This window comes from Nocardioides sp. Z30_9 (assembly GCF_058215735.1).
The window spans coordinates 1503334-1516750 of sequence record NZ_JBZAJF010000002.1; the positions used below are offsets into that span (position 1 = coordinate 1503334).

Genomic DNA, 13417 nt, shown 5'->3' on the forward strand with positions numbered 1-13417 from the left:
GGATCAGCCGCCGGCCGGGCGCTTGCGCCACTCGATGGCAGGGCAGGTGTCCATCACCATCGGCACGCCGGCCGCGCGCGTCCGGTCGAAGGCCGCCTCGTCGATGACGCCGAGCTGGAACCAGACGGCCTTGGCGCCGACAGCGACCGCCTCGTCCGCGAACTGTCCGGCCGTCTCCGAGCGCCGGAAGACGTCGACCACGTCGATCCCGAACGGCACCTCGGCCAGCGAGGCGTAGCCCTGCTCGCCCAGCACCGTGGGGGCGTCGGGATGGATCGGGACGATCTTCTTGCCGCGCTGCTGGAGCAGCGCGGCGATGCTGTACGCCGTCCGGCTGGGGTCACCGGACAGGCCCACCACCGCCCAGGTGGTGCACTCGTCGAGCATGAACCGGACCGCTTCGTCGTCCTGCCACTTCGCCATGCGGCAACGCTAACCCGGCCGTGCCCACAGGGGTCCCCCGTGGGCTGCGACGAGAGGGGCTCGTCGTCTAGGTTCGAGCGCACTGACGAGCCGAGGAGCACCATGAGCGAGACCGGAACGACGCAGCCCGCAGGCCTGACCGTGGCGGTCACGGGCCCGACAGGGGAGATCGGGCTCGCGTTCCTGCGGGCACTGGAGCGCTGCGACCGGGTTGCCGAGGTCCGGGGAATGGCGCGGCGGCCGTTCGACCCGCAGGCCAAGGGGCTCGCCAAGACCGTCTACGTCCAGGGCGACGTGCTCGACCGGGAGGCGATCGACCGGCTGGTCGAGGGGGCCGACGTCGTGGTGCACCTGGCGTTCCTGATCTTCGGGTCCCCCGAGGAGAGCCGTGCGGTGAACCTGACCGGCTCGCGCAACGTGTTCGAGGCCACCGTGGCGGCGGGCGCGAAGCGTCTCGTCTACACCTCCTCGGTGGCGGCGTACGGCTTCCACGCCTCGAACCCCCAGCCGCTCCACGAGGACGTCGGGCCGGCAGGGACCGAGGAGTTCTACTACTCGGCGCAGAAGGCCGAGCTGGAGGCCACGCTCGCGGACTCGCTGGCGGGGAGCGACGTGGAGGCCTACGTGTTCCGCCCCTGCGTCGTGGGCGGTCCCGACTCGCCCGCCCTGGTGAGCAACATCCCCTACCTCGGCACACCTTCGCTCGTGCCGGCGGTCATCCGCAGCCTCCTCGACCGGGTGCCCCAGCCCGGTCCGGTCATCCTCGATCCCGGCACCCCGATGCAGCTGGTGCACGCCGACGACGTGGCGGACGCACTGGTGCGCGCGGTCGAGGGCGCGGGCGAGCCCGGCTACTACAACCTCGCCGCTGAAGGTGAGTTCACGATGCGCGACCTGGCCCGCGAGCTGGGCTGGCACAGCATCCCGGTCCCCGCGGTGGCCGTCGACGTGACCGCCGAGCTCGTCGGGCGGCTTCCGGCGATGCCCTCCCAGGTCGAGTGGATCCAGGCAGCCAGGGTCCCGGTCGTGATGGACACCAGCCGGGCACGGGAGGTGCTCGGTTGGCGGCCCGAGCACGACACGATGGCGACGCTGCAGGCGACGGTCCGGGGCGCCCGGGAGGCGGGGATCGTGACGGCCACCGGGCGCACCGCCACCTGACGTGGCATCGGACTCCGGCCCCCTGCCGATCGAGCAGATCGGCCCGGACCTGCACCGCTACGTCGCGCGCGTGCTGGCCGAGAGCCTCGACCTGCCCCTGGACGCGGAACTGGAGCGGTGGTGCCGCGAGATGATGGCCGCGCCCGGGCGCACGACGTACGCCGTCTTCGACGGGTGGGACATCGTCGCGGTCGCCTCCTTGCTGGTGGAGGGCGGCTCGGCGTACCTGTCGGGCTCCGCGACGCTCCCGCGGTGGCAGGGGCGGGGGATCCACGCCGCGCTGGTCGCCCGCCGGATCGAGGACGCCGCCCGGCTGGGGGTGCGTGACGTGCACACCGAGGCGGAGGCCGGGGAGCCCGGGATCGGCCCGTCGAAGGCGCCGGATCTCGCTCAGTAGGATCAGGGCATGACTGACTTCCCCCTGTTCGCGTTGTCCGAGGAGCACCAGGCGATCCGTGAGGCCGTCCGCGCGGTCGCCGAGGCGAAGATCGCCCCGTTCGCCGCCGAGGTCGACGAGGACGCGCGCTACCCCGAGGAGGCGGCGAAGGCGCTGCTGGCCGCGGACTTCCACGCACCCCACATCCCCGAGGAGTACGGCGGCGCCGGCGCCGACGCGCTCGCCACCGTGCTCGTGATCGAGGAGGTGGCCCGGGTCTGCGTGAGCTCCTCGCTGATCCCGGCCGTGAACAAGCTGGGCTCGCTGCCGGTGCAGATCTCCGGCTCGGAGGAGCTGAAGGCGAAGTACCTCGGCAAGCTCGCTGCCGGCGAGGGCGGGTTCTCCTACTGCCTCTCCGAGCCCGACGCCGGCTCGGACGCGATCGGCATGAAGTGCCGCGCGGTCCGCGACGGCGACCACTGGGTGCTCAACGGTGTGAAGCGCTGGATCACGAACGCGGGCGAGTCGGAATACTACACGGTGATGGCGGTGACCGACCCCGAGGCGCGCTCCAAGGGGATCTCGGCGTTCGTGGTGGAGAAGTCCGACGAGGGCGTCTCCTTCGGCGCGAAGGAGAACAAGCTCGGCATCAAGGGCTCGCCCACCCGCGAGGTCTACCTCGACAACGTGCGGATCCCGGCCGACCGGATGATCGGGGCCGAGGGCACCGGCTTCTCGACCGCGATGAAGACCCTCGACCACACCCGCGTCACCATCGCCGCCCAGGCGGTCGGCGTGGCCCAGGGAGCACTCGACTACGCGCTGGAGTACGCCAAGGAGCGCCAGCAGTTCGGCAAGGCGATCGCGGAGTTCCAGGGCCTGCAGTTCATGCTCGCCGACATGGGGATGAAGGTGGAGGCCGCGCGGCAGATCACCTACGCCGCCGCCGGTCGCTCCGAGCGCGGCGACAAGGACCTGACGTTCTTCGGTGCGGCAGCCAAGTGCTTTGCCTCCGACGTGGCGATGGAGGTCACCACCAACGCGGTCCAGGTGCTCGGCGGCTACGGCTACACCCGCGACTACCCGGTGGAGCGGATGATGCGCGACGCCAAGATCACCCAGATCTACGAGGGCACCAACCAGGTGCAGCGGATCGTGATGGCACGCCAGCTGCTGGCTGGGATTCAGTCCGAGCTCTGACACGGGGCCGTGCGGGGCCTGCCTATGCTGCACAGATGGAGTCCATCCATGGCTGACCTCGCCGAGCTCGACCGGTTCCTCGCCGGTGCGCAGGTGCACCCGGACGTGTTCGCGCTGCGGCCCGACTACCGGGCGATGCTGCTCGCCGTCGACGGGCTGGTCCCCGGGCCGAGCGGCCAGGCCGGCATCGCGGCGCTCGAGGCCGCGGAGCGGGCAGCCGTGGCGGCGCTCGAGGCTCACCCCGTCGACCAGCTCCCGCACGTGGCCGCGTGGCGGGAGGCCTACCGGGCGTTCGGGGCCAAGCCGCAACGGACTCGCAACAGCCTCGAGGCGCTGCTGCGCCGAGCGGGCGACGGGTTGCCACGGGTGAACGGGCTCACCGACCTCTACAACGCCGTCTCGGTGCTCCACCAGCTGCCCATCGGCGGTGAGGACCTCACCCGGTACGCCGGTCCGCCCCGGCTCGTGCGTGCCAACGGCAGCGAGCCGTTCGACACCGTGGCCGGGGGAGCCGAGGTGGTCGAGCACCCCGAGGCCGGTGAGGTCGTGTGGTGCGACGACGCGGGGGTGACCTGCCGTCGCTGGAACTGGCGGCAGGCCCGCCGTACCCAGCTGAGCGACGAGACGACCACCGCGCTGTTCATCCTCGACGCGCTCGACCCGATGACCGACGACGAGCTCGAGGCCGCCACCGAGGACCTCGTCGGGCACCTGACCGGGCTGGGTCCCGAGGTGCTGGTCGCCCGTCGCCTGCTCTCACCCGGCTGACGCCGGCTGGGTGAGCCGAGCCCCTCAGGGGTTCTCCGCGGACTCCTCGACGGTCAGCTCGGCCGTGGGGACGGCCTCGAGGCGCTCGTCGGGGATCGGCTCCCCGCTTCGCACCGAGAGGCCGTAGGTGCCGTCGGCGAGGCGCTGCTCGGCGCGCTCGATGGCGGCGAGGCGGGTCCGCAGGGACGCCTCGACCGCGTCGTCGACGCCCTCGGACTCCAGCGGCTGCGCCGAGTCCCCGGTGTCTCCCGGCTCCTGCTCGCTCTCCCGGTCCTGGGTGCCGGACCTGGTGATCTCGGCGAGCATGGCCTCCACCTCGGCTCGCTCGGTCTCGAGCAGGGTGCGTGCGCGGGCTGCGTCCATGTTCGGGGTTCCTGTCCTAGGTGGGGCTACGGCCTTTCATTCCTACGCCGGGCGGGGGGCGATGTCGAGTTCGCCCCCGGACAGCCGCTCGTGGGTCCTCCCGGTGACCCGGCTGCCGAGGCGGGTGGCGCACCGGACCTGTGCGTCACGACGTACGCGAAGCTCGAGAAGTCTGTTTACGACGTAAGGCTGCGGGTACCGCCAGAGGAATGCGAGACCCGCAGCCTACGAGAGGATCAGAAATAATGGATGAGAACCAGGCCCAGGACCTGATCGGAAGGACCGCCTACTCGAACGAGGGGGAGAAGATCGGCAAGGTGGGACAGGTGTTCCTCGACGACCAGACCGGTCGCCCGGAGTTCCTCACTGTCAACACCGGTCTGTTCGGCAACAAGGAGTCGTTCGTGCCGGTAGAGGGAGCCTCGGTCGATGGCGAGAACGTCACCGTCCCGCACGCCAAGAGCAAGGTGAAGGACGCGCCGCAGGTCGATCTCGACGATGGCCACCTCGACGAGGCGGACGAGCGCCGGCTCTACGACTACTACGGCCGCAGCTACGGTGACGCCGGCCAGACCCAGGCGGCTCAGGGCCAGGCAGCCCAGACCGGGACGGGACAGGCCCAGACGGGACAGGCCCAGACGGGCCGGGCCGACCGTGACGTGGCAGGGGCGGGCCACGACACCTCGGGCCCGACCACCGACGACGCGATGACCAGGTCGGAGGAGCACCTCAAGGTCGACAAGACGAAGCAGGATGTCGGCCGCGCCCGGCTGCGCAAGTACGTCACGACCGAGACCGAGACGGTCTCCGTGCCGGTCCGCAAGGAGCGCGCCGTCCTCGAGACCGAGCCGGTCGATGCCTCGAACGTCGGCGACGCCAAGGACGGGCCTGCGATCTCCGAGGAGGAGCACGAGGTCATCCTCAGCGAGGAGCGAGTCAACGTCGAGACGGTCGCAGAGCCGGTCGAGCGGGTGCGTCTGGGCAAGGAGACCGTCACCGACGAGGAGACGGTCAGCGAGGAAGTCCGCAAGGAGAACATCGAGGTCGAGGGAGACGTCGACCGCCGCTGAGACACGGCACGTGGTGCCGCGGGTCTCGGCCTGCGGCACCCGGCCTGCTCGCTCCGGCAGCGGACCTCACCGCCACCCGGACTCCTCATGAAAGGAATCTCGTCATGTCCCAAGACTCAGGCACAGGACGTCGCGACACCGGAGCCTCCGCTCTCGGAGCCGAGACCGGAGGCGTCGAAGGGTCCCGGCCGGACCACCGGGATCGCCGGGACCAGGAGCACCATGCCCGGGAGAAATTCGGTGGCCTCAACATCGGCGCCGCGTTCTTCGGCTGGATCGTCGCCATCGGGATGGCGATCCTGCTGACGAGCATCGTCGGTGCGGTCGGCGCCGCCGTCGGCTACAACGGCAACCTCACGCAGTCCGACGCCCAACGGCAGGCCGGGACGATCGGGATCACGGCCGCCGTGGTGCTGGGGGTGGTCCTGATGGTTGCCTACTACGCAGGCGGTTATGTCGCAGGTCGCATGTCGCGCTTCGACGGTGGCCGTCAGGGCGTGGCGGTATGGCTGATCGGGCTCCTGGTGATGATCGCCGCGATCGTCGTCGGGGCGGTCTTCGGTTCGAAGTACAACATCTTCGACCGGGTCAGCCTGCCCCGGATCCCGGTCACCCTGGACGCACTCAGCTGGGGTGCGGCCATCACGGGCATCGCCGTGCTGCTCCTGACCCTGCTGGCAGCCGTGCTGGGTGGCAAGCTCGGTCACCGGTACCACGACCGCGTCGACCGCGCGGCGGGCCGCTGACGCGACGGATCGGGCTCAGCACTCCATCCGGATGAGCTCGATGCGGTTCAGCAGGTCCTCGAGAGACTCCTCGAACTCCTCGGCGGCGTGGTCCTCGGTCAGGGCGGCACGCAGCTCCCGCACGGTGGGATGGCGAGGAGCGCTCTCGTCGACGTTCTCCTCCTCGACCACGTCGAGGGGGCCGAGGTCGGCGCCGAGCATGGCCACCTCGAGCAGCAGGTGTCCGAGCAGGAAGCTGCTGAAGCAACGGTAGGAACGCACGGCGGCGTCGTGGCTGAAGCCCTCGTCGATCAGTCCGCGCAGAAATGCCTCGACCCAGTGCAAGCTGCGCAGCGGCGGCCGCAGCCACGGTGCCTCGGCGGGGCGGGAGGCCACGAGGGGGAAGGCCTTGGGGTGGGACAGCGCCATCCGGCGTACGCCATGGGCGAGTCGCTGGAGGAAGTCCTGCCAACCGGCGCTCGGCCGGTCGATCACGTCCGCGTCGTCGGCCAGCGAGTCCGTCATGGCGTCGGCGATGGCGTCGAGCAGGGCCTCGCGGCCGGACAAGTAGCGGTACAGCGACATTGCCTCCACGCCGAGGACGCTGCCCAAGCGGCGCATCGAGAGACCGACCACCCCGAACTCGTCGATGTAGGCCAGGGCGGCAGAGACGATCCGCTCCTGGGACAGGGCGACCCGGACCGAGGGGAGCTCGTCCCCCTCGATGACCGCCCTGTCGACGTCGAGGCCCACGGCGGCGGACTCGTTCTGCTCGCTCAGCTCACCGTCCTCGGACAGCTTGCCGGCATCGTGGGCTCCCGCCTCGTCGGCGTCGGACTCCCGTGCCATCACATCTCCTGGGTGCCTCGTTGCGTTGAACCCAAGGTAGAGCCGTCGCGACGGATCCGACAGCCCGGGTTGTTGGTGGGGTGGCGTCCGACGCGGTCAGGGACGCCCCGACACCAGCACCGCCCGCAGGGTTCTCACGGTGTCCAGGGAGAGACCGAGACCGTGAACGAAGTAGCCCTCGATGTCGCCGTACGACGCCCGCACCTGGTCCAGCGCCGACTCCAGGTAGCTCTCCTGCACGCCCACGACCGGACGCAGCAGCTCGGGGTCACCGCCGGCCTCGCGGAACTGGTCCAGCCAGGGCTGGGTCATCGGCAGCAGGTCGGTGTTGGTCTGGAGGTACTCCGTCATCACGTCCTCCTCGCTCACCCCCAGCAGCAGGAGCAGCGCGGCGCTCGCCCAGCCGGTGCGGTCTTTGCCGCTGGCGCAGTGGAAGAGCACGGCCCGCCCGTCGGCGGTCGCCACCGCCGTGAACAGCCGGGCATAGGCCGTGCGCGCCGAGGGCAGGCTCACGAAGCCGCGGTAGGCGTCCTCGAAGTGGCGCTCCGCCCGGCCGTTCCCGAGGTGCTCGCCGGCCAGCTCCGGTCGGGTGAGCATCTCCCGCAGCTCGGCCGGTGGCGAGGTGTCGCGGTCGGCGAGCACGTCGAGCTGCTCCACCGGCAGGCCCTCGGGAAGGACATCGGGCCGGGCGTCGATCTCGCGGGTGGTGCGCAGGTCGTAGACGGTGCCGATGCCCAGCTCGGCGAGGGCCGCGAGGTCGGGCTCGGTCAGCCCGGTGAGCTCGGCGGAGCGGTAGACCAGGCCCGTGCGGGTGCGGGCGCCGTCCCCGGTGGGCCAGCCGCCGAGGTCGCGCAGGTTGGGCGCGGTGGGGATCGTGATGCGTGGTCGGGGGTCGGTCATCGGCGCCACGGGTCCTCTCGCTGCCACAGGGTCGGGAAGCTGATCTCGACCCCCTGGGCGCGGCCGAGCTCGTCGAGCACCCGCATCGTCGCGTGCAGGTCGTCGCCGGCGTACGGCAGGGCCCGCAGGTCGCGGTCGAGCGGGCGGAAGAAGTCGTCCCAGTGGGTCAGCACGACCCTGCTCGCGCCTACCGCCTCGACGGTCTCGGCCCAGTAGGTGCGGATGTAGTCCTCGCTCTGCACCCCGAGCTGACCCACGCCGAGGTAGGCCACCTGCGCCGTGTGACCGGTCAGTGCTCCCGTGACGTAGCCGGCGCTGCCCTGGAGCAGGGCAGTGCTCCCGCTGGTGTGCTCGACCAGGACCGACCAGGCCTCCCCGCACCGGTACGCCGACATCCTGGCCGGCGGGACGAGGGGCTCCTCGATCCGGCCCGGGCTGCGGTCGGGTGGACAGTGCCGTGACTCCACCAGGGTCAGCGTGAACGCGCCGTAGGTGACGGGCTCGCCCGGCGTCGCCACCCGGATCCGGTCGGCGGGGAGACCGTGGCCGCGCCCGATGTTGGCCGCCGACTCCCCGCCGAGCAGCACGGCGCCGGTGCGCTCGGCCACCACTGCGGCGTCGAGAGCGTGGTCGTAGTGGGTGTGCACCGGGAGAAGGGCGTCGAGCCGGCCGACCCCGGCACGCGACAGGGCGGAGTCGATCCGCTCGAGGTCGGGGGAGAGCCTCCCGAACGCCGTCCTGAGCAGGCTGGGGCGGGAGAAGAACCCGTCGGTCATCACCGCCGACTCGCCGTCGTCGAGCAGCAGGCTCGCGACGCCGAGGAAGGTGACCCCGAGCCCGTCCTGCGCCGGGGGCACGTCGAACCGGTCGGCGTAGGTCGCGAGATCGGGCCGACCGGGCTTGAGGCGCATGGTGCGCACGTTAGCGGGGGAGCCGCGTACGCGGTCACCTCACCGGTCGGCGGCCACCAGCAGGTCGCGGGTGATGTCGGGGATGCCGGCGGCACCGACGAGGCCCATCGTCAGGTCGAGCTCGGCGATGATGTTCTCCAGCACCTGCCGGACACCGTCGGCGCCGGCGAGCGCGAGGCCATAGAGGTGCGGGCGGCCCACCAGGCAGGCGTCGGCGCCCAGCGCCAGGGCGAGGAACACGTCCGCGCCGGTACGGATGCCGCTGTCGAACAGGACCGTGGGCTCGGGACCGACCCGGTCGCGGATCGCCACGAGCGCGTCCAGCGACGCGATGCTGTGGTCGACCTGGCGGCCGCCGTGGTTGGACACGATCAGCCCGTCCACCCCGGCCTCGAGGGCGGTGGCCGCGTCGTCGGGGTGCAGGACGCCCTTGAGCAGGATCGGCAGCGTCGTACGGCTGCGCAGGGTGGCGAGGTGGTCCCAGGACAGCGCGGGGTTGGAGTAGATGTCCAGGAAGGTCTCCACCGACGCCCGCGGCTCCTTCGAGCGCAGGTTGTCCAGGAACCGGCCCGGGTGGTTGCGGGTGATCGAGAGCAGGCTGCGGATGGCGTCGGCGGTCACCTTCACCTTCTCCGCGGGCCGGGAGGCGGACGCGGCGATGCGCTCACGCACGATCTCCAGGAACCGCGGGTCGGAGGTGTACTGCGCGATGCCCTCGCCCTGCGCGAACGGCAGCGACCCGAGGTTGAGGTCCTTGGGACGCCAGCCGAGTGTCGTGGTGTCCACGGTGACCACGAGTGCCTTGGCCCCGGCGGCCTCGGCGCGCCGGATCATCGAGTCCACGAGGGGCTCGTCGATCGACCAGTAGAGCTGGTACCAGAACGGGGTGTCGCCCATCGCCTCCGCGGTCGCCTCCATCGGGCTGCACCCCTGGGAGGAGAAGACGTACGGCGTGTCGGCGGCCGCGGCCCCACGGGCGATGTGCACGTCGCTGTCGCGCCGGATCAGCGCGCCGGCACCCACCGGCGCGACCATGATCGGTGCGCGCAGGGGAGTGCCCAGCACCGAGGTGCCCAGGTCGCGGGTGCTGGTGCCGTGCAGCATCCGCGGCACGATCCGCCACCGTTCGAACGCCGACCGGTTGTGCCGCATCGTCGCGCCCTCGCCGGCACCCCCGGCGACGTAGGCCCAGGCCTTGCGCGACATCGCCTGCCGGGCACGTTCCTCCAGCAGGGCCGCCTCCACCGGCACCGAGGGAGCCTGGCCGAGCACGCCGGCCCGGTAGACGATGCCCTGCCGCTCACGGCCGGGCCCGATCTCGGGTCTCGCCGCGTCCGCCGGCGCGGACTGGGTCGCAGCGGGGTGGGTGGTCGGCGAGCCTGCCTGTCGCTGGTCGGTCATGGTCCTAGAAGAACCGACGGGTCAGCGCGCGCTTCCAGCGGGGGTAGGGGGCGTTCAGCAGCGGTGCGTCGACCAGCCACGACGGCCGCTTCCACACGGCCCGGCGGTGGCTGAACGTCTCGAAGCCCGCCTGGCCGTGGTACGCGCCGTACCCGCTCCCGCCGACCCCGCCGAACGGCAGCGAGGAGATCAGCAGGTGGCTGAGCGCGTCGTTGACGCACATCGCGCCCGACGAAGTGTTCGCCAGCACCTGCTCGACGGTCTCGTCGGAGGAGGTGAACAGGTAGAGCGCGAGGGGCTTGTCGCCCGCGTTGATCGCGTCGGTCACCTCGCTGAGCTCCTCGAACCTGAGCACCGGCAGCACCGGGCCGAAGATCTCCTCGCTCATCACCCCGGCCTCGCGGGTGACGTCACGCAGCACGGTGGGGGCGATGTAGCGACCCTCCACGTCGACCTGCCCGCCGCAGACGACCTCGTAGCCGCCCTGGTCCAGCAGGTTCTTGACCCGCTGCGCGTGCCCCGGGTTGATGATCCGTCCGAAGTCCTTGCTGGCCCGCGGGTCCGACCCGTACCGCTTGGCGACCTCTCGCCCCATCGCCGCGAGGAACTCCTCCTCGACGTCCGCGTGCACGTAGACGTGGTCGGCGGCGACGCAGGTCTGCCCCGCGTTGAGGAACTTCGCGAAGGCGACCCGGCTGGCCGCGAGCTTGATGTTGGCGTCGGCGGTGACGATCACCGGGGACTTCCCACCGAGCTCCAGCGTGACCGGCGTGAGGTGCTTGGCGGCGGCGGTGGCCACGATGCGGCCGACGGCCCCGTTGCCGGTGTAGAAGATGTGGTCCCAGCGCTGGTCGAGCAGCAGCGTGGTCTCCGGGATGCCGCCCTCGACCACGGCCACCGCGCTCTGGTCGAGGTATCGAGGCAGGAACCTCGCCATCGCGGCCGAGGTCGCCGGAGCGACCTCCGAGGGCTTGCAGACCACGGCGTTGCCGGCCGCGAGCGCCGCCGCCAACGGCGAGACCAGCAGCTGCACGGGGTAGTTCCACGGCGCGATGATCAGCACCACGCCCAGCGGCTCGCGCACGATCGAGGCCTTGCCGGGCTGCAGCAGTGCCGGCGCACGCCGCCGCTCCGGCTCGACCCAGCGGCCGAGGTGCCGCTGCAGGTCCTCGATCTCGCGTCCGGTGGCGCGCAGGTCCGCGGCCCAGGCCTCGAACGGCGCCCGGCCGAGGTCCTTGCGCAGCGCCTCGACGAGCTCCTCCTCGCACTCCACCAGCATCCGGCCGAGCGCGGCGAGCTGCTGGTGGCGCCACTCCAGGGACTTGGTGCGCCCCGTCGCGTACGTCGCCCGCAGCCGCGCGAGCAGCTGGTCGGCCTCCACGGGGGAGAACCGGGGCTCCTCCGACGAGGTGGCGGGGGTGCTCAGGGAGGGGTTGGCGACCTGACTCATCAAGGGGCTCCAGGGGTCGGGGGTGGTGCTTCGGTGGCTGCTTCTGGCACGGGCGTCCGGGGACTGCGCGGGTCCAGGGGTGCCAAGGCTGTCGGAGCGAGTGCAGCCGCGCAAGGGCGGGGTGGAGGAGCGGCACGCGTGGCGTTGGCCGCGGCACTCGACACGAATGAGGGCCGGTGCTGCCAAAAAGGCCATAACGGACTGAAATCCCCGTAACGTTCCTCTCGCCCGCCATTCGAGACGCCAACAGGGGTCACACATGTTCCACGCCCGCCCTGCACGCTCCGTGCCGGCGCGCGCCCTCGTGGCCCTGCTGCTCGTGCTGACGGCGACGGCCTGTGGGGGTGACGCGGACCCGCCGCTGCCACGGCCCGCAGCCAACGCGTCGGTGGACGCGGAGGCCGCCGCCGCGGAGGACCTCGGCGTCGAGGTGATCGGCCTTCCCGAGGACGTCGAGCTCGAGGTCGTCGAGACGGCGGAAGGGGCCGAGAACGGTGTCGACCTCGACTTCGTCTCGCCGGTGTTCACCCTGGCTCCCGCCGAGCAGCTCGTCGAGCCGGTCACGGTGATCATCGAGCTCGACAACGCGCTGCCCGACAACGTCCCGACCCTGGTCGCGACGCGGACCGCTGCGGACCAGCCCTGGACGTTCAAGCCCGGCCAGCTCACCAGCGACCTGCGCCACGTGGAGTACACGACCAACCGCCTCGACCAGGTCGGGGTGCTGACCCTGAACCTCGACGCCGCGCTGGCGAGCTTCCAGGCGGACGTGCGCAAGGGGATGGCCAGCGGGATCAGCCGGAAGACGCGTCAGCCCGACTGCGAGGCCAAGCCCGAGGCCCGCGAGAGCGGCTACTCGATCGCCTCCACCAGGAGCCAGACGCTGCTGTGGTGCTTCGGCCTCGAGGACGGCAAGCGCGTCGTGAAGGTCACCAACCGCAGGCTCAGCCCGGTGCAGCTCGCCCACCCCGAGGTCCCGGCACTCGACGAGCCGGCGGCCTCGCGCGCGTTCGCGCCGTGGCTGCCGATCCTCGGGACCGAGAGCACCTTCCTGCCGCCGGGTGGTACGGCGACCTACGACGCCGACCTCGAGCCGCTGACCTCGCTGTCGCTCTCGGCCAGCGCGGCCCCGGCGACCCAGTCGCTGCGGCTGCTCCAGGCGACCGTCCGGGCGACCGCCCTCAGGCTGGCCGCCTTCGACACCGGCCCAACGAACGTCGTGGCCACGGTCAAAGCCCTGCTGGCGATGCCGCAGTGCAGGAGGAGCCTGGGCAAGGGCAGCGACGCACTCCTGGCCGGCTGCTTCTCCCAGGGCAAGCTGGTGCGGGCGTTCGGTCCCCGTGCCGTGCTCCTGTCCCAGATCTTCGCCGCCCCGACGACTGCGGCGTTCCTGCGGGAGCAGGCACAGGCGATGACCGTCGCGCAGCCGGCCGAGCAGCAGCTGCTGGTGGTCAAGCGCGCGGCGCCTGACTTCAGCACCCTCGCTGGGTTCTGGTCGGGCAAGACCCGCCTGCTCGTGATCAGCAACGAGGGGATGGTCACCGAGACCCTGAACAGCGGCGTCGATCTCGTAATCAAGATGACCTACCAGCTCGAGGACCCGGTCGTCACGGGCGCCACCACGACCGCGAAGTCCACGGTCACGGCCGTCAAGGTCGGCCAGCGCAAGCTGCTCAAGGGACGGGTGCCGCGGGTCGGCAGCAAGGGCACGATCCGCCTCGACAAGGGGATCATCCGGCCGCCGTACCTCAAGACCACCTACTGCGAGCCGAAGAAGGCCAAGCGCGGGGTCTGCGGGAAGTAGCCCTCGATTGGCGGGG

The 13417-nt window shown here is 71.4% G+C and carries 14 protein-coding genes; 7 read left to right on the forward strand and 7 right to left on the reverse strand.

Annotation, left to right across the window (positions count from 1 at the left end; translation table 11 throughout):
- Positions 1-3: 3 nt before the first annotated feature.
- A complete protein-coding gene (locus AC4BGB_RS18000; RefSeq protein ID WP_490548310.1) occupies positions 4-423 on the reverse strand; it encodes a CoA-binding protein in 420 nt (139 codons plus the stop codon).
- 102 nt (positions 424-525) lie between these two features.
- Between AC4BGB_RS18000 and AC4BGB_RS18005 the strand changes: the two genes are divergently transcribed.
- The 4 genes from AC4BGB_RS18005 to AC4BGB_RS18020 are packed head-to-tail and all read left to right on the forward strand — an operon-like array spanning position 526 to position 3928.
- Positions 526-1584 carry an NAD-dependent epimerase/dehydratase family protein gene (locus AC4BGB_RS18005; protein ID WP_490548311.1) on the forward strand — a complete coding sequence of 353 codons (1059 nt, stop codon included), beginning with the start codon at positions 526-528 and terminating at the stop codon, positions 1582-1584.
- 1 nt (position 1585) lies between these two features.
- Positions 1586-1981: a GNAT family N-acetyltransferase gene (locus AC4BGB_RS18010; RefSeq protein ID WP_490548312.1), complete on the forward strand. Its 396-nt coding sequence runs from the start codon at positions 1586-1588 to the stop codon at positions 1979-1981.
- A 9-nt stretch (positions 1982-1990) separates the two neighbouring features.
- Positions 1991-3160, forward strand: coding sequence for an acyl-CoA dehydrogenase family protein (locus AC4BGB_RS18015; RefSeq protein WP_490548314.1), 1170 nt, complete (start codon positions 1991-1993; stop codon positions 3158-3160).
- A gap of 48 nt (positions 3161-3208) precedes the next feature.
- Positions 3209-3928, forward strand: coding sequence for a B3/B4 domain-containing protein (locus AC4BGB_RS18020; protein ID WP_490548315.1), 720 nt, complete (start codon positions 3209-3211; stop codon positions 3926-3928).
- A gap of 24 nt (positions 3929-3952) precedes the next feature.
- Here the strand turns inward: AC4BGB_RS18020 and AC4BGB_RS18025 are convergent, their stop codons facing one another.
- Positions 3953-4291: a TraR/DksA family transcriptional regulator gene (locus AC4BGB_RS18025; protein WP_490548316.1), complete on the reverse strand. Its 339-nt coding sequence runs from the start codon at positions 4289-4291 to the stop codon at positions 3953-3955.
- Between the two features lie 245 nt (positions 4292-4536).
- Here AC4BGB_RS18025 and AC4BGB_RS18030 point away from each other — a divergent pair, with 245 nt between their 5' ends.
- Positions 4537-5361, forward strand: coding sequence for a DUF2382 domain-containing protein (locus tag AC4BGB_RS18030; RefSeq protein WP_490548317.1), 825 nt, complete (start codon positions 4537-4539; stop codon positions 5359-5361).
- A gap of 104 nt (positions 5362-5465) precedes the next feature.
- Positions 5466-6107, forward strand: coding sequence for a hypothetical protein (locus AC4BGB_RS18035; protein WP_490548318.1), 642 nt, complete (start codon positions 5466-5468; stop codon positions 6105-6107).
- 15 nt (positions 6108-6122) lie between these two features.
- On the opposite strand, the gene AC4BGB_RS18040 is transcribed toward AC4BGB_RS18035, so the two are convergent.
- From AC4BGB_RS18040 to AC4BGB_RS18060, 5 genes are all read right to left on the reverse strand, one after another.
- A complete protein-coding gene (locus AC4BGB_RS18040) occupies positions 6123-6935 on the reverse strand; it encodes a TetR/AcrR family transcriptional regulator C-terminal domain-containing protein (RefSeq protein WP_490548319.1) in 813 nt (270 codons plus the stop codon).
- Between the two features lie 96 nt (positions 6936-7031).
- On the reverse strand, positions 7032-7835 hold the full coding sequence (locus AC4BGB_RS18045) for a tyrosine-protein phosphatase (protein WP_490548320.1): 804 nt from the start codon (positions 7833-7835) through the stop codon (positions 7032-7034).
- Entirely contained in the window at positions 7832-8746 is a 915-nt protein-coding gene (locus AC4BGB_RS18050; protein ID WP_490548322.1) for an MBL fold metallo-hydrolase, read from the reverse strand. The genes AC4BGB_RS18045 and AC4BGB_RS18050 overlap by 4 nt, the downstream gene beginning before the upstream one ends.
- Before the next feature lie 39 nt (positions 8747-8785).
- Positions 8786-10147, reverse strand: a complete 1362-nt coding sequence (locus tag AC4BGB_RS18055) for an alpha-hydroxy-acid oxidizing protein (protein WP_490548323.1) — start codon at positions 10145-10147, stop codon at positions 8786-8788.
- A 4-nt stretch (positions 10148-10151) separates the two neighbouring features.
- Positions 10152-11597 (reverse strand): aldehyde dehydrogenase family protein, encoded by a 1446-nt coding sequence (locus AC4BGB_RS18060; RefSeq protein ID WP_490548324.1) that lies wholly within the window; start codon positions 11595-11597, stop codon positions 10152-10154.
- A gap of 259 nt (positions 11598-11856) precedes the next feature.
- Here AC4BGB_RS18060 and AC4BGB_RS18065 point away from each other — a divergent pair, with 259 nt between their 5' ends.
- Positions 11857-13401, forward strand: coding sequence for a hypothetical protein (locus AC4BGB_RS18065; protein ID WP_490548325.1), 1545 nt, complete (start codon positions 11857-11859; stop codon positions 13399-13401).
- Positions 13402-13417: the final 16 nt, after the last annotated feature.